At 34.5% G+C, this 18,176-nt stretch carries 7 protein-coding genes; 5 read left to right on the top strand and 2 right to left on the bottom strand.

The annotated features are described in order from the left end of the window. Positions 1–48: 48 nt before the first annotated feature. Positions 49–1,020 carry a glycosyltransferase family 2 protein gene (locus IKS50_RS08665; RefSeq protein WP_292848482.1) on the top strand — a complete coding sequence of 324 codons (972 nt, stop codon included), beginning with the start codon at positions 49–51 and terminating at the stop codon, positions 1,018–1,020. Here IKS50_RS08665 and IKS50_RS08660 read toward each other — a convergent pair. Further along, positions 1,001–1,444, bottom strand: a complete 444-nt coding sequence (locus IKS50_RS08660) for a DUF2115 family protein (RefSeq protein ID WP_292848480.1) — start codon at positions 1,442–1,444, stop codon at positions 1,001–1,003. The two genes, IKS50_RS08665 and IKS50_RS08660, sit on opposite strands and share 20 nt — an antisense overlap. A gap of 20 nt (positions 1,445–1,464) precedes the next feature. After that, complete coding sequence (locus tag IKS50_RS08655) at positions 1,465–2,130, bottom strand: histidinol phosphate phosphatase domain-containing protein (protein ID WP_292848477.1); 666 nt, start codon at positions 2,128–2,130, stop codon at positions 1,465–1,467. Positions 2,131–2,194: 64 nt separating this feature from the next. On the opposite strand from IKS50_RS08655, the gene IKS50_RS08650 reads away from it, so the two are divergent. The 4 genes from IKS50_RS08650 to IKS50_RS08635 all read left to right on the top strand — a co-directional run bounded on the left by IKS50_RS08650 (position 2,195) and on the right by IKS50_RS08635 (position 18,153). Beyond that, positions 2,195–3,418, top strand: coding sequence for an FprA family A-type flavoprotein (locus IKS50_RS08650; protein ID WP_292848474.1), 1,224 nt, complete (start codon positions 2,195–2,197; stop codon positions 3,416–3,418). A 102-nt stretch (positions 3,419–3,520) separates the two neighbouring features. Further along, the gene (locus IKS50_RS08645; RefSeq protein WP_292848472.1) at positions 3,521–4,027 is read left to right on the top strand and encodes a flavodoxin; all 507 of its coding nucleotides are present in this window, start codon (positions 3,521–3,523) and stop codon (positions 4,025–4,027) included. A 702-nt stretch (positions 4,028–4,729) separates the two neighbouring features. Continuing rightward, the gene (locus tag IKS50_RS08640) at positions 4,730–7,459 is read left to right on the top strand and encodes a hypothetical protein (RefSeq protein WP_292848469.1); all 2,730 of its coding nucleotides are present in this window, start codon (positions 4,730–4,732) and stop codon (positions 7,457–7,459) included. A 137-nt stretch (positions 7,460–7,596) separates the two neighbouring features. Continuing rightward, positions 7,597–18,153 carry an Ig-like domain-containing protein gene (locus tag IKS50_RS08635; RefSeq protein ID WP_292848466.1) on the top strand — a complete coding sequence of 3,519 codons (10,557 nt, stop codon included), beginning with the start codon at positions 7,597–7,599 and terminating at the stop codon, positions 18,151–18,153. Positions 18,154–18,176 lie beyond the last annotated feature (23 nt).

Below are 18,176 nucleotides of genomic sequence, written 5' to 3'. Positions count from 1 at the left end.
TGCATTCTTAATACAAATTTATATAGAGTTACTTTTAAATCTATTAATATGGTTAAAATATCTGTGATTTTACCGGCTTATAATTCCCAAAGGTATATTAGAAAAGCTATTGAAAGCGTACTAGCTCAAACATTCACTGATTTTGAATTGATTATCGTAAACGATGGATCAACAGACAATACACTAAAAATCATCAATGAATTCACAGATAAAAGAATCAGATTAATCAATCAGGAAAACCTTGGGCCGGGGGCTGCAAGAAACAATGCTTTAAAGATGGCCAAAGGGGATTATGTGATGTATCTTGATTCCGATGACTGGTTCTGTCCGGATGCGCTGGAAATAGCTTATGGTGAAATTACAAGATTCGATGCCGATTTGACTTTTTTCCAGATGATTAACTGGGATGAGGAAGTTTTCTATGAAAATGACTGGTTTGACATGAAAACATTTGATGAAAGCTTTGAAAACAGGGCTTTTAAACCACAGGAAACTCCCGGTTCAATTTTTGACTTGTCTGTTGGGGTATGCCAGAAGATATACAATAGACAGTTCCTCAAATCAATCGATGCACAGTTTCCTGAAGGAATCTTTTTTGAGGATATGCCCTTTTTTTATCATGTTTACTTAAAGGCCCAAAAAATCTCAATTGTTAAAAAGCATCTCTATGTTCGAAGAAAGCATGAAAAGTCAATAACCAATGTGGTCGACGAGAAGTTTTTCGATACAGTTCCTGCGGGGCAGGTGCTAATGAAGATTTTCATTGAAAATGGATGGTATGATACATACAAGTTTGACCTGCTTGCCTATAAAATCAATGGTCCTCGATTTGCTTTAAGGGACATGCCATTAAAACATAAGTCCCATATGTTTGATTTAATTAAAAAGGACTACGAACAAATTAAACGAAGTCCATATTATGAGGACTTTTTAGTTCAATTGGGTCCAGTAAAAAAGAAGTTCTTTTTAGATGTTTTAGAATCAAAAGATTATGGGGAATTTAGTAAAACATCCCACTAAATCCCACATTTTTACATACACAGTATCTGCAGAGTGATTTTTCATCATGAATTGCAGTCATGCGAGTTTTGCAGTAATAAGTTCCATCCTGATAATATACGTCATCTTTTTTGTCATCAGAAAAGGGATGAAGAGGCTTTTTTGCAATCAATGCCAGATATAGAGAAATATTTTCTGTAAATCTTTTGGTTTGATCATCTCCTCCGGCATATCTGTCGAAGTAAAATCCAATGTCGGAGCGGATATTTTTTATAACTTTATCCTTGATTTCAAAATCGTCAACAATTTCGGTAGAATATATCTCATCATAAACGCCTGAATTGTATTTGGCAAGCTTTTTGGTTAACGGATCTCTGTACCTTGGGTCGGTTACCTTGTTTCTCAAATAATCAATCGGATAATTCTTCAAATCCTTTCTTATCATTGACAATAATTTTGACGCTTTCATAAGATTCCTTTGCTTTTAAGTAATTCACGAGGGTTGTCAACAATGGCAGCCATAGCTTCATCATGGCTTAATCCTGCGCCTAAGGCGATTTCATATGATTTGTCAAAGGTAATCAAATCGCTTGGAGCATGGGTATCGGTATCCACAAGTAGTCTGTTTCCAACTTCACGCGCAATGTTTGCAACATGGCCGTTGCCGAGGCAGTGTCCCTTACGTGCGGAGATTTCTAAATAAATATCATTTTCAAGAGCGATTTCAGCTTCCTCTTTTGTGATTAATCCGGGATGTCCAAGGATATCGACATTCTCGGATTCAACTGCCGCACGGTTGGTGCCAGGTGTAACAGGTTCGTTTAATGTTTCACCGTGAACCACAACGATTTTAGCACCCAAATCCTTTGCACGTGCCGCAATCGCATCGATGGATTCGCATGGGGCATGTGTAACTTCAGCACCTAACACTACTGTAATGTCCCAGTTGGCATTAATGTCATCAATGGCATCTTGAATGGCAGGTATGGTGTCAACATTTGACCAGTCAACATGGTCTGTAATTGCAATCACTTCATGGTCTAGTTTTAAAGCTCTTCTTGCAAGTTCGGAGGGTAATAATTCCCCATCACTAAATAAACTGTGCATATGTAAATCGATTCTTTTAGTCATATACTAATTTATATAGAATATAGAATATATATTTATATAACTTAAAAATTTTTGAGGTTTGAAAATGAAAGCTAAAGCTGTTAAAATTGCAGATGGTGTTTACTGGGTTGGTGTAATCCATTGGAATAGCAGAACTTTCCACGGATATGGAATTCCGGGAACCACCTACAATGCTTATTTAGTATTTGGGCAAGATAAAACTGTATTAATCGATAATGTCTATCGTGGAATGTTTGAACAATTCGATGCCAGAGTAAAAGACGCATTTGAACAAGAAGGCAAAGAATTCAAAATCGATGTGTTTGTTCAGAACCACTCAGAAATGGATCACTCCACATTTTTACGTGAAACCATTGAAAAATATAATCCCGATGCAGAAATATATGCGTCCGCTAATTGTATTAAATTCTTAGAAGCACAATATCATAATTTCTCAGATTTGGAGATGAATGCTGTTCAAACAGGTGATGAATTGGATATTGGCGGCAGAACTTTAAAATTCATTTCCGCTCCAATGCTTCACTGGCCGGATAGTATGTTTACACTACTGGCAGAAGATGGAATATTATTCTCAAATGATGCGTTTGGTCAGCATGTTGCTCATTCAAAAAGATTTGATGAAGACTATGATTTAGAATATTTGCTTAGGCAGGCACAAAAATATTATGCAAATCTTGTAACTTTAGGTTCTCCAATGCTTAGAATGAAATTACAGGAGTTAACCGACACTGGTCTAATCAATGATATTAAAATGATTGCACCATGTCATGGTCAAATCTGGAAAAATCCTGCTCCTATTGTTGAGAAATACTCTGAATGGGGCTCAGGGGTTTGTAAAGATAAAATTACCGTGATTTATGATACAATGCATCACTCAACCGAAAAACTCGCTTTCCAAATTGTTGAAGGTATTATGAGTGAAGGAGTTGAGGTTGCCATGTACTTTATGCAGGAAGATGGGCCTGATGACGTTATTACAGATATCCTAGATTCTAAAGCTATTGCATTAGGCGCTCCGACCATGATGAACAAACCATTCCCAAGAATCGGTAACATGATGTACTGGTTGGATTGTGTTAATTTCAAAGGAACCGGCAGTGAAAAAAGTGCACTGATTTTCTCATCTAAAGGATGGGGTGGAGGCGCCATTGCCAAACTCCAACGTGATTTGGAAGAAGCAGGATTTACAGTAACTGATACATTGGACGTATTGTTCGTGCCTGATGAAGATGTTTTAGCTGAAGCATTTGAAAAAGGAGCTGAACTTGCAAGATCCATTAAAGAATAGTCATTTAGACTATTTTTTATTATTTTTTTAAAAAACTAATTGTTGCATATATCAACATTTATATAGTAAAACTATCATAATATGTATTAAAGGAGCATAATTATGTCAAGCTTAGTTATTTATTTTTCAAGAAGTGGTGAAAATTACTTTGGTGGAGTGCTTAAAAACATTGAAAAAGGAAACACTGAAGTAATAGCAGAATATATTCAAGAATTGGATGGCGCTGACTTATTTAAAGTTGAAGCGGCGGTTGACTATCCTGAAGACTATATGGAATGTATCGATGTTGCAAAAAAAGAGCAACAAAATGATGCAAGACCAGAAATCAAGGAAACTTTGGATAGTATTGATCAATATGATACTGTTTATATTGGTTTTCCAAATTGGTGGGGAACACTTCCAATGCCGATGTTTACACAATTAGAACAGCTTGATTTTACAGGTAAAGTGGTAAAGCCTTTTGTTACTCATGAGGGTTCTGGTTTTGGTTCGTCACAAAAAGATTTGTCCAAATTATGTGATGGGGCTGAAATAAAAAATGGCTTATCAATACCTGGTGCCAATGTATATGATGTAAAAGATACGGTCAAAGCTTGGATTGAGGAATAGTTCTGATTATTAACATTTTTTTAATACTAAGGGATTAGGAAAATCCTGTTAAAATTTGAGATATGCTAAAATAATACTTATTTTTTGGTATTACTTAATTCATATCCCATTATTTTTTTTAGATGCTATATAATTATACAAATATTCGAATTTTTACTTTTAGGGTTTTTTAATATTTTTTTTAAAAATTACCGGTTTTTTATAAAATTGCCGTGTTTATTTTTGATATTGGATTTTAAAAGATTGTTGCTAAATTTTAAAAAAATTATAATTTTAAATGACTTTTTTCTTGCAATATTTTGATATTTTTTAATATTTCGCAAGAAAATTTTTTCCAGTGAATGAAAATATTTTTATATCAAGTATATTTTAAAGTAATACTATGGAATAATTATTCATGTTATTCCTGAGAATTTAAATAATATAATATTATGTTTATTGAGTGAACGAACTAATATAAAAATATAAATCAAATTTCTGTTAAATAACCTGTTTAACTGATATGATTGGTATTTTTTGGTCTAGTGTTTTAATTAATGAATATAATTAATTTAATTAGCTGTATCTCGTTTTTAAAAGCATGATAATGATTAGGTTATATTATTTGTTGAAGTTCAAACTGAAATAAATTTAAATTATATTATTGGATGGAAAATTGGTTTAGTTTATATATTTGGTTTGTCCTCGATTTGAGGGAAAATAATGAAATGTATTAAACTAAATGTCTTATTGGTATTTTTAATACTAATAATGTCTGTTGGGATGGTTTCAGCAACTGAAAATGTTTCAATGGATCATGAAGTAAATAATGGAAATCAAAATTTGGCTATAGACTCAGATGTTGACTTGATAAGTGAAAGTGGTAGTCCTGCTACATTCACCGAATTAGAAAATGATTTAAGAAATGCTCAAAATGGTATAGTAGATTTATCAAGAGATTATAAATATGACCAAACTAACGATAGTGCATTAAATGCAGGTATCCAAGTATCCAAGCTAACTATTAATGGTAACGGTCATAAAATAGATGCAAACGGTCTTTCACGAATATTTAAAATAACAAGTGGTCCGGTAATATTGAATAATATTACATTTGTCAACGGACATTCCACTAAGGATTCCGATGGTGGGGCCATTCTTGTAAGTTATGGTAATTTAGAAGTTAAGAATTGTCAATTCAGCGATAATTTCGCAGAAGAATATGGTGGAGCTATTGCATCTTCATCAGGTACAGTAGATGTTTACAATACAGTATTCTACAATAATACTGCAAAATACCATGGTGGAGCAATTTATGCATATGATGCGGTGGTTGATAAATCCGTTTTTGATTCAAATGGAGTTACAACAAAGTCCTCAAGCGATGCCCCTTCAGGAATTGATTTAAGAGGATTGGGTGGAGCAATATTTTCAGCTAAAGTAAAGGCAAATAATACTAGCTTTAAAAACAATTATGTTGTTAATAGTGGTCTTTACCAAATCGAAGAAGGAGGAGGAGCAATAGCAGTCACAAAAAGTGTTGATTGTAACAATTGCGATTTCGAAAACAATTCCGCTCTTAAGGGTGGGGCAATATTTGCGTTGGCGCCGTATTCATCAGATTTTAATCCAGAAAATCAGGTAAATGTGGATAATTCAAGATTTACCAAAAATAGTGCTTATAATGGGGGAGCAATCTGTTCAAATTATAATGTTACTACTAATAACTCAGTCTTTAAAGGCAATTCCGCTACCGGATATGGTGGTGGTGCGATAAATACTGGATACAATAGTAATAACAATGTATTTGAAAACACTCTTTTCTCTAACAATACTGCTAATAATTATGGTGGTGCATTGTCAATTAGCCATTCACATATAAAAAATTGTACATTTGAGTATAATAAGGCAAGACATGGGGGAGCAATATTTTCTTTAAGCTTTGATATAGCTGAATCAGTTCTGCATGATAATGTGGCAACTGTAGGCAATAAGATAATTGTTATTGACGGATATAAAAAGGATGAACAAACCAAAATTCCAAAAGAGGATGTTATTGTCTATTCACAGGATAAGGTTCAAGACTTCTCTCGAGATGTATTGAATGGTCAAAGTTCATCAGATCATGTAATTTCTTCCGGTGATTTTGAAGGTTATCTTCAATATTGCCTTGAACAATATTTATTCCTTCCGAAAAATTCAGAAGGAGTAATTACAAAAGACTTATCCTACATTACAAATGCAATTGATCAAAGCGTGGTATCAGATTATCTTAAAATAATGTTCTATTTGAAGGACGCATATCCAGACCGTTATTCAAATTACGATCTTCAATCAATAATTTGGGTATTTACAAGTTCTGACTATCGCAATTCTGCAAATAGTTTTGTTAAGGACATCATAGGTTTATATGATGATGGATTCGCATTAAACAAAACCACATATGAATTGCCTAATGGAACAATAATGGAATATGATATGAAGCTATTCCTGACTCCGACAGACGAGCAGAATATAGTACTGTTCAAAAGTTCAATGTTGGTTCCGGAATACAATGAGACTGTGACTAAAGAAACTATCAACAAGACAGTTCTTGTCGGTGAAGATGTTCAATTTAGAATTACAGTTAAAAATGATGGAAATGTGGTCTTGAAGGACGTTTTTGTCGAAGATACACAATATGATAATGGTTTAGTATTTAAAGATGAATGGTATAGTGAAATAGGTAACTGGTCTTATAGAGGAGATGGCATATGGGTATTAAATGACCTTTTAGAACCAAACGAAACTGCAAGTTTCATAATCGTATTTAATACACAAGCCCTTGGGGTATTGGAAAACAATGTAACTTCCGGATATAGGGACATTACTTTATCCAACTCAACAAATACTACAAGAACCTATATTTATCCTAAAATGTCTGTAATCAAAATTTCAAATGATAAAGTTGTTACTGTTGGTAAAACAGTGAGTTTTACTATAATTGTTAAAAATGATGGTGATTGTGATATAACCGGCGTATATGTCATTGATCGTGAGTATACTAAAGGTTTAATCTATGATTACTTTGAAGATTCAACAAATTCATGGAAATACGAAGGAAATGGACTTTGGAGATATGACGGTGTTTTAAAGGCACATGAACAGACTCCGGGTTTGATTTTATATTTCCTTGCAACTACAACTGGGTTGAAATTTAATTCAGTGATTGCGGGTAATAACTTAACTAATAATACTGTAAATAGTACCAATACTACTAAGGTAATTAAAGAAAATAAAACTCTGGATCAGCCAAGAAATGATAGTGAAAAGGATAAAAATGAAACTAAGGTTCATGATAATAAAACTTTCAGCACTATCAAAACTGATGAAAAAGCTACTGGAAATCCATTATTTGCATTATTATTAGTGTTAATAAGTTTAGGAGTCACTACTTTTAAACTCAAAAAATAAATTATAATGTTATGGATTCATAACATTTTTTCTTTTTTTTTAAAAATTTCAAATTAAAGGTAATTTTTCAATAATTATAAATATTAATGTTTTATATAATTTAAAATATTATCGACAATTTTTGGAGGGAAATTGTTTTGAAATTTAAAAATGAGATGATATTTATATGCTTAATATTCATCATTCTCATATCTATTTCTGCAGTTAGTGCAGAATACAATAATACTGTGATTAATGCTATTAATAACAATGTTAATGATAATGTTTTAAGTGTAAATGATGATAATATACTAAACGAACAAGATAGTGGAAGTTTCAGTGATTTAGATACAAAAATCAATTCCGGATCTTCCACGGAAATAGTTTTAGAAAATGATTATAATTACACTGCTGCTTATAACAGCGGTAATGGTGTAACAATAAGTAAATCTAATGTGGTTATAGATGGTAACGGACACACAATTGACGGTAACGGACAATCAAGGATTTTCTATATTACTGCATCTGGCGTTACCTTAAAAAATATTAATTTTATAAATGGTTACGCTACTCATGGTGGTGTAGCTTATTTTAATCAAGTGGTTAGTATAATCAATTGTACTTTTAAAAACTCCATTTCAACAGGTACCTCTTCTCCCTCTTATGGTGGTGGTGCGCTTTACGGAAGTAATGTTGGAGCAACTATAGAAAATTGTACTTTTGAAAACAATGTTGCATATAGAAATGGTGGAGCGCTATGTATTTTGCAAGGTTCAGGGCAACAAACTAAACTAACCGATTGTAAATTTATCAATAACCATGCAGACAGTTATTATGGTGGTGCGATTTATATAAGAAATTATGACGGGGCTTATCCTGATGTATATAGCAGATGTATTTTTAAAGATAATACTGCGGCATATGGAAATGATATTTCTACTGCAGTTCAAGGGTATGGTGTTTTCAATTTAACTGATTCAATTATTCTTAATCCAACTGCTAACTCAATATACTTATATACTTCAGGTACCTTTTATGCAAATAACAATTGGTGGGGAAATACTAAAGAAAATTACAATGTTAAACCTACCATTTCATCAACAGCTTCACAATACCAACCAATAATGAACAACTGGTACTATTTAGATATGAATATTAATTATAAACTCAATACTTCCGATATTGCTTTAAATAATTTATATGATGAGGAAAATGTTCAAGTCATTGTGGATGATGCATGCAAATTAGCTGATTTAACATTCACTCTTTCAGCAGTAAATGCGACAGTCCCACAAAATGTAACAGTTAAAAATGGTAAAGCCACAATCGAATATTCCAGGTCACAGCCTACTGGACTTTTAACTGCAACTTATGAAGACATCAGCATATCCAAAGAAATAGTTAAACCGGAAGGCGATTTCAACGTTATTCAAGAGTTAATTGATGAAGCTGCTTCTAATAATGTTGAATTATTACGTGATTATGTATATGATATTTATTGGGACACAATAACCGACGGAATTGTTATAACTCAAGATAATTTAGTAATCGATGGTAAAGGATTCAAAATTGATGCTAAAGACAAATCCAGAATATTCAAAATCACCGCCAATAATGTAACCTTAAAAAACATTAAATTTATTAATGGGTATTCAAATTATGCTGGAGCGGTTTACTACAGTGGCCAAAATATCAATATTTTGAACTGTACCTTTGAAAACAATAATGTTATAAACACTACTGCCAGCAATGGTTTGGGCGGAGCAATGTATATAAACCCTTCAGCAGGATGTACTATTGAAGATTGTACTTTTATAGGCAACTCTGCTTCAAATCGTGGAGGAGCCGTATTTTTATTCACACAAACTGGCAGTGTAAACAATTTAAATAGAAATATCTTCATGGAAAATAATGTTCTACAGGCAGGTGGTGCAATTGCAACCAATGGTCAAGGCACAATCAATATTAGCAATTCTATTTTCCTCAATAATACTGTTTATCAAGTGTATTCTTTAAGTAATTATATTTCACTCGATTACAATTGGTGGGGAAATACCATAAATGATTATGATGATTGGCCGAGTGTTGCTACAAATGCTGATTACGATTGGTATTTCTTGAATATGGAAATCAACGAAACAGAACAGACAGCTACCATCACATTAAATAATTATTATGATGGATCCGTAAGCCAAGTATCTAATTATAATTTACCTAAAGTCACATTTGATGTAAGTGGCGTAAATGTAAATGTCCAAAATAAAGTCACTTTAGACGAATCTGGAAAAGCAACAATATCTTATGACCCTACTGGGGAAACTGGATCTTTAACCATAAGTATTGAAGATATAACTTTAACTAAAAATTTCAATAAGCTTTTAGGAGAATTCGGTGAATTAGATGAATTAATTTCCACTTCAACTGCTAGTTTAATTGAATTGGATAAAAATTATACATTTACTAATATTTTAGATGATGATTTTGTAAATGGAATTAAAATTTCTAGAAGCAATATTGTCATTGATGGTAAAGGCCATACTATTGATGCTAAAGGCCAATCCAGAATATTCTATGTAACCGGAAACCAAGTTACTTTAAAAAATATTAATTTCGTCAATGGTAAAAGTAACTATGCCGGTGCTGTTTATGGTTACGGTGACAATCTCTATTTAATCAATTGTACTTTTGTAAATAATACTGCAGCAACATCTGCTGGTGGTGCGGTCTATTGGTATCCTGATTCATATAGTCTTGCCGCTAATTGTACTTTTATAAATAACACCGCTTATTATGGTGGGGCAATCTGTGTTCGCGAATATCAATCAGGCATTACAAGTGAAATAGTTAATTGTACTTTCATAAATAATAAGGCAACCAGTACTTATGGTGGAGGCGCAATCTATGATTATTCTGAAAATTGGCAAGCTGAAGTATATATAACCGGATGTGTCTTTTTGGATAATGCCGCTTCTCAAGGTAGTGCAATTGAGGGATATATCGCTCATACCTACATATCTGATTGTATTTTCCTTGGCAACGAGGGCACTGCTGTTTATGCAGACGGCAGTTACACCTATGTTGATTATAACTGGTGGGGTAACACTTATGATACAAGAACAGTTGCTCCAAGTGTTAACAATAGAGGAATTTTCACTAACTGGCTATATTTAGATGTCATTCCTAATCTCGCCGATGGAACCGTAACAATATCCATCAACAATGTATTTGACAACGAAACACAAACAACCAGTACTTATTCAACTACCGCTTTACCTCCAATTACCGTTAATCTTTCAGCGGTCAACGCAACCCTTGAAGCGAACAGCGTGACATTGGACAATACCGGTAAAGGTGTTGTCGGCTATGAATTGTCTAGTGATGCTACAATAACAGCTACCTTTGGCGAAATTTCACAAACCAAAGCTATAGATTATGGAAGTTTCAATAAATTGCAAAAATTAATCACCGATGCTCCGGATAATAGCGTAATTACCTTAACACGTGATTATGTTTGGGGTATGGGAGATACAATCAGACAGGGAATTGTAGTCTATAACAAAAAGAATCTGACCATTGACGGTAACGGACATATTGTTGACTGTGCAGGCGAATCCAGAGGATTTGTTGTTAATGTAGGTTCCAGCGATATCGTATTTAAAAACATCATTATTCAAAACGGTAAATATAACGGCGATACCAATCAGGATTACGGGGCAGGAATGATTTTGGAAGCTGAAAATTCCAAGCTCATCAACTGTACATTTAAAGATAACTATGCAGATGGAACCCGTGGTGGTGGAGCACTATACATTTTAGGAGAAAACGCTTACATAACAGATTGTACATTTGTCAATAACACTCATGACAATGCTATGGGTGGTGCAATCAATGTACAGGCTTCTGGTGTGAATATTGTCAACACAGTATTTGAAAACAACACTGCTGACAGTCTTCAAGGTGGAGCAGGTGCAGTTTACTTAGGTCAGGCAGCAAACATTGTCAATTGTACATTCAATAATAACACTGCTAAATATGGAGGCGCTATTTATGACGGCAGTTATGATGGCATCACTTCCAATATAACCGATTCCACTTTCACAGGAAATGTTGCAACCACCGAAAATGTTGATTATGGTGGTGGAGCAATCTATTCAAATAAAGTTGCTATTTCCGACTCTGTTTTTATTGGAAATAAAGCAAAAAGTGGAGCTGCAATATATAATTTGGATAATTCAAGCAGCGTAGAAAAATGTGTTTTCATCAATAATACCGGATATGATGTTATCTTCTGGATTAATAAAGGATCAATCTCCAATTCAATCTTCTTGAACAATGATGTTTCAAGCCGTATAATCAGTAACGTTTGGGCTGAAGTCAAAGTTGAAGATAACTGGTTTGGAAATGTTTGGAATAATTATAACTCCGTTCCTGATGTCACCAATCTTGCAAACATGACAAATTGGATATTCCTAAACGCAACCGATTTGGATTATGACTTTGATAGCGATACATTAACCGTTAAATTTAAGCTATTTGCATATGACCCTGATACAGATACATTCTCAGAGTTCGATTTCAATGATTTGCCTTTATTTAACTTAACAATAACTGGTGAAAATGTCACATTCAGTGAAAATACCGTTGGAATTGGCGAACAATTATCAGGTACTGCAAGTTATAAAGGAGCCATTGTTGCCCAATATGAGAACGTCAGATACACAGTCCCATTCAAATACCAGCAAGTGTCATGGATTGAAGTCGACCCGGTATTTAACTTGACTGTCGGTGATAAGAATATTGACCTTAGTGATGATATCAGGCCATGGGAAGACGATTATCAACCTTTCCTCAGAGAACCATATGCACATGGTGTAGTAACATATTCCAGCAGCAACACTAGTGTTGTCACAGTTAATGAAAAAGGAAGAGTCACTGCAGTTTCTGAAGGAGTGGCTAACATTACAATAATTTACAACGGTTGTGACATGAATGGAAATGACAGATGCTTGCCATGCAATGCAACTGTTTTAATCAATGTTTCCCGTTTAGCTACCCATGTCAACTTTATTTATGAACCTCCAACAATCCTTTACGTTGGCGAAAGTGGAAATATCTATGCTAGCATATATGATGCTAAGAATAAATCCGTTTCAGGAGCATCCGTGACTTATACAAACAATAATCCTGATGTGCTTAGTTTAACCGGTAATTCATATAGTGCTTTAAGTGAAGGAATTGCAAATATTACCTTGAGTTATGCTGGAAATAACAAATATCTCCCATGCTCTTATGATTTGATTATTGAAATTTCAAGAAGGACCCCAACAATTTCAATCGAAACAGATTATATTGAAATGAACGTTTCAAAAATCCATTACGTGGGAGTTTCAATTTACCCTTCAAATTTAGGCTTAACCGCTTCAAGCAATGATACAAGCGTTGCGATATCCGATAATTCAGGTCAGATTACTGCAGTGGGCGTCGGTATAGCTAATATAACCTTCAGATTTGAGGGAAATGCCAATTATAAACCTGCTGAGGTATCTGTAATCGTTAATGTAACTGACGTTAAAACCCATATTCAGGTTAGTCAGGATGAATTCAACTTAAACCTCACAGATTCCGTATATATAACCGCTTCAGTAAGAGATTCAAATGACGAATTGGTATCCTATTACATATTGTTCACAAGCAATGACACCAATGTGGCATCTGTCGATGCAAGCGGTGGCATTCAAGCACTTGGTGAAGGAATAGCCAATATTACATTGACATTCCCAGGTAAAGAAGAATACGGACCTTCAACCGCAAACGTAATTGTCATAGTTAAAAAGGTACAGACCGAGATTAATGTAAATGATACAATTTCAATGTTTACAGGTGAAAGGAAAAACATGGGAGCTTCCTTAAATTACCCTGAAGCTGGTACTTTAATTTATGAATACGAAGGGGACAATATTGTTGTAGACAGTAGAGGAAATATTGCAGCAATTTCAGAAGGTATTGCAACAGTTACAATAACCTGCGCTGTATCATCTGAAAAATATGCTCCATCAAATAAAACCGTAATCGTAAACGTATCACGCAGAGCTACTGAAATCAACTTGTCCAAAGACATTTTCGATTTAGGCGTTTCAGATACAGAAAACATTAATGCAACCTTGATTCCAAACGATATCGGAGTATTGAAATATTCAAGCAACGACACTGATGTAGCTATTGTAGATCAATTCGGAAACATTATTGCAAAAGGAGAAGGAACCGCCAATATTACCATATATTATGAAGGTGATGATGATTACTTGCCATCCAGCAGCAATGTGATTGTTAATGTGGTCCGTAAAGAAAGTCAAATTAACGTATCCGACTCAATTTCAATATATGTGGATGAAAACAAGGCATTGGACATTAGTTCATTACCTGATGATGCTGCATTAACATTCACAAGCAGTGATGAAAGCATTGTAACAGTTGACGAAACAGGAAAACTTACAGGAATAAAACTAGGTAAAGCAAACATAACCATCAATTTCGCTGGTTCAAATGAATATTTACCTTCAAATGCTACTGTAAGCGTTGAAGTAATCTTAACTCCAACAGAAATTATCGTGGATAAAACATATGGATTGAAATTGGATTCAGATGGAAATATTAATGCGACATTAAGCCCGGCTGAAGCTGGTAGTTTGACTTACACAAGCAGCGATGAAAATGTAGTCACTGTAGACGAATTTGGTAATTTGACAACCGTCTCAGCAGGAAATTCAAACATTACTATAACCTTTGCAGGCGATGAGAAATATGCACCATGCAGCGCAACTGTTCTTGTCAGCGTTTACAGGTTAGAGATTCCTACTGAAATCTCAGTAAATGACACTATCGAAGTTCATGTTGGAGATCAAATCAACATTGGTGCTGAATTAATTCCAAACAATGCAGGTACCTTAATTTATGCAACTACAGACTCAAACATCGTTGCTGTAGATGAAAATGGTAATATTCATGCTCTTAAAGTTGGTACTGCAAACATTACTATTAACTTCATTGGAGACGATAAGTTCAACGCATCCAATGCAACCGTAAAAATAATCGTTTCACAAATTCCAACAGAAATCATTGCTGATGAAACCACAGTTACTTTAAACTTGACCGAAAACACTACTGCAAACGTTAGTTTAAATCCTGTTGAAGCAGGTAGTTTAACCTACACTAGCGGCAATGAAAGCGTAGCAACTGTTGATGAAAATGGATTGATCATTGCTAAAGGAGTCGGAAGCACAACAATAACCGTTAGTTATGCGGGAAATGAAAATTACACTGCAGCCGATGATGTGGTAATCACCGTAAATGTAGTTACCGTTGCAACTGAAATCACTGTCAACTCAACCGAGATTTCATTATATGTTGATGACACTGTCAACATCAATGCCACTTTGAACTATCCTGAAGCAGGTGATTTAATCTACACCAGCAGCGATGATAATGTGGTAACAGTTGATTCAACAGGTAAACTCATTGCTATTGGTGAAGGTGAAGCTAATATTACCATCAAATTTGAAGCTGACGGAAAATACCTGGCATCAAACAAAACAGTTAAAGTCGTTGTTTCAAAAATACCTACCAACATCAGCGTAGATAAGGATTCACTTGCTATAAATCTAACAGACAGCGCTGCCATTATTGCAGGTTTAAATCCTGTTGATGCAGGTAGCTTGACTTACACATCAAGCAACTCAAGTGTTGTGACTGTTGATGATAATGGTGTAATAACAACTGTTGGTGAAGGTGAAGCTAACATTACCGTTGCCTTTGGTGGTAATGACAAATACTTGGCATCTAACAAAACAGTTAAAGTCGTTGTTTCAAAAGTAGCTACTAACATAACTGTTGATAAAGATTCAATTACCATGAATCTGACCGACAGCGCTACAATTGTTGCCACATTAAGTCCTGTTGATGCAGGTAGCTTGACTTACACTTCAAGCAACTCAAGTGTTGTGACTGTTGATGATAATGGTGTATTGGCTGCCGTTGGAGAAGGCAGTGCAGTCATTACAATCAAATTCATAGAAACTGAGAAATATTTACCAAGTGAAGCAACCGTAAATGTTGTTGTTACTACTGTTGCGACCGAAATTAGTGTTGATTCTACTGAAATCTCATTAAATGTTGATGACACTGTTAATGTCAATGCTACATTAAACTATCCTGAAGCAGGTAGTTTAACCTACACTAGCAGCGATGAAAGCGTTGTCACTGTTGATGATACAGGCAAACTCATTGCTATTGGTGAAGGTGAAGCTAATATTACAGTCAAATTTGAAGCTAATGGAAAATACCTTGCATCAAATAAAACTGTAAAAGTAACAGTTTCAAGATTAGTTCCAGAAATAAACGTTAATAAAAATGTATTTGAGTTGTTTGTTGATGATGAGGATAATCTTATAGCTGAATTAATAGGTCCTCAAACAGGGGATTTAATCTATGATACCTCTAACGATACTGTTGTGGCTGTTGATTCAAATGGAAAAATCATTGCAAAACATGAAGGAAAAGCAAATATCACAATCACTTTCTTAGGAGATAATAAATATAGTCCTGCAGAAATGAATGTGACTGTAATAGTATCACGCCATTCAACAAGCATCGAAGTCAATGATACAATAAATCTTGAAATCGGTGAAGGACAACAAATCCATGCAAGACTAAATCCTTCAGTAGGTACTTTAACTTACACAAGCAGCAATCCTGCTATTGTTGAAGCTCAAGAAGGAGGATTCATAGCTTCAACTGGCTTTGGATCTGCTACAATAACTGTCAGCTATGCAGGAAATGACAAATATGCTCCTTCAAATGCAACAATAACCGTATCTGTAAAAGGCAGGCAAACAGAAATTGCCGTCAAAGACAACCTTACATTGACAGTTGAGGATACTGCAAAACTTGATGCTGTTCTGGTATTCTCAAAATATGGCCAAAATGATACTACTGCTAGCTTTAGATATACAAGCAGCAATCCAAACATTGTCAGTGTAGACAATAACGGTCAGGTTGTTGCTCACAAAGCGGGCAATGTGGTAATTACCATTAACTATGACGGTCTTGTCGCAGGAGAAAGCATCGTTAATTATCCTTGCGAAGCCAAAGTCAATATTACAGTCAATCCTAAAGCAAGTGAAATTTCCGTAGATACTGAAGTTACCCTGGAAGTTGATCAAAATACAATAATCAATGCAACTACAGTTTCTCCTAAAGATGGAGAATTAACATTCACCAGTGCAAATGAAAGCATTGCAGTCGTTGACGCTAACGGCAAAATAACTGCCATTGGAAAAGGAACCACAACAATTACAGTTAAATATGTCGGAAATGATGATTACCTCCCATCATCTAAAGAGATAACAGTTACTGTAACTCCAATTCCAACAGAAATCACTGTCAATGGCACTTTCACAGTATACCCTGGCGAAGTCATTGATTTAGGAGCTATATTAACTCCGAATGTTGGTCAACTTGAATACATAAACAATATGCCTGGTGTAGTCAGTGTTGATAGCACAGGTAAAGTGACTGGAGAATCTGAAGGCAGTGCAAGGGTTACTGTAAGATATGCCGGAGACAGCAGATATGCAGAAGCTTCTGAGGATATAATTGTCAATGTTGTCTGCATTTCAACTTCTATTTCTGTCAATAAGAATTTGGAATTAAGCATTGGCGACAGCACTAATCTTAACGCAAAACTAAATCCTCAAGAAGCAGGTACCTTGACCTATAAAAGCGGCGATGAAAGCATTGTAACAGTAGATGGCACAGGTAATGTTATTGCTGTTGGTGAAGGCAGCACAACAATCACTGTTAAATTCACTGGCAATGGAAAATACTCATCCGCAACAGCTGTTGTCAATGTAACTGTTACTAAAAACACCAAATCTGTTGATTTGGATGTATCCGTCTCTGACACTGGCAGTACAGTATTTTCAGCTAACTTGCCTAAAGATGCAACAGGTAGCTTTACTGTAATTGTCGATGGAAAAGAAGTAGAAACCAAAGCTCTCAAAGACGGTTCCGCTTCTATTGAAGTCAGTGGATTATCTAGCGGAAACCATAAGGTAACTTTAGTTTATTCCGGTGACAGCAAATATGGAAAAGTGACCAAGACTACTACAATCCGTGTTCCTGAAATAAAACTTGATAAGAATACGGATATTGTAATGTTGTACACTGCTGGTAACAAATACACTGTCCATTTAACAAAAGATACAAAAGCAATGGCTGGAAAAACTATTGTATTCACTATCAATGGTAAAAAAGTCTATGCTAAAACAGATGCGAAAGGTTATGCATCAGTTAAAATCAACTTGCCTCCAAGAGCTAAAGCGTATGATGTAACAGCAAGTTTCGCAGGCAAGACAGTTAAAAATACCGTGAAAGTAAAAAGTATTATTAAAGCCAAAAACATTAAAGCTAAAAAATCTGCTAAAAAACTCAAAATCAAAGTAGCCTTGAAGAAAGTAAACGGCAAATACCTTAAAGGTAAAAAGATTAAACTTAAATTCAAAGGCAAAAAATACAAAGCTAAAACAAACAAAAAAGGAAAAGCAAAATTCACTATTAAAAAGAAAGTCCTTAAAAAGCTTAAAGTTGGTAAAAAATACAAATACAAAGTTACTTTCAAAAAAGATAAAGTTACCAAAAAAATTAAAATTAAAAAATAGAGATTAACTCTCTATTTTCTTCT

This window comes from Methanobrevibacter sp. (assembly GCF_017539065.1).
Lineage (GTDB): Archaea > Methanobacteriota > Methanobacteria > Methanobacteriales > Methanobacteriaceae > Methanocatella.
This window is presented reverse-complemented; position numbering and strand designations above follow the sequence as displayed.

Coding starts and splice junctions, on each gene's coding strand:
- IKS50_RS08665 (WP_292848482.1), top strand. CDS start 49: ATGGTTAAAATATCTGTGATTTTACCGGCTTATAATTCCCAAAGGTAT.
- IKS50_RS08660 (WP_292848480.1), bottom strand. CDS start 1,444: ATGATAAGAAAGGATTTGAAGAATTATCCGATTGATTATTTGAGAAAC.
- IKS50_RS08655 (WP_292848477.1), bottom strand. CDS start 2,130: ATGACTAAAAGAATCGATTTACATATGCACAGTTTATTTAGTGATGGG.
- IKS50_RS08650 (WP_292848474.1), top strand. CDS start 2,195: ATGAAAGCTAAAGCTGTTAAAATTGCAGATGGTGTTTACTGGGTTGGT.
- IKS50_RS08645 (WP_292848472.1), top strand. CDS start 3,521: ATGTCAAGCTTAGTTATTTATTTTTCAAGAAGTGGTGAAAATTACTTT.
- IKS50_RS08640 (WP_292848469.1), top strand. CDS start 4,730: ATGAAATGTATTAAACTAAATGTCTTATTGGTATTTTTAATACTAATA.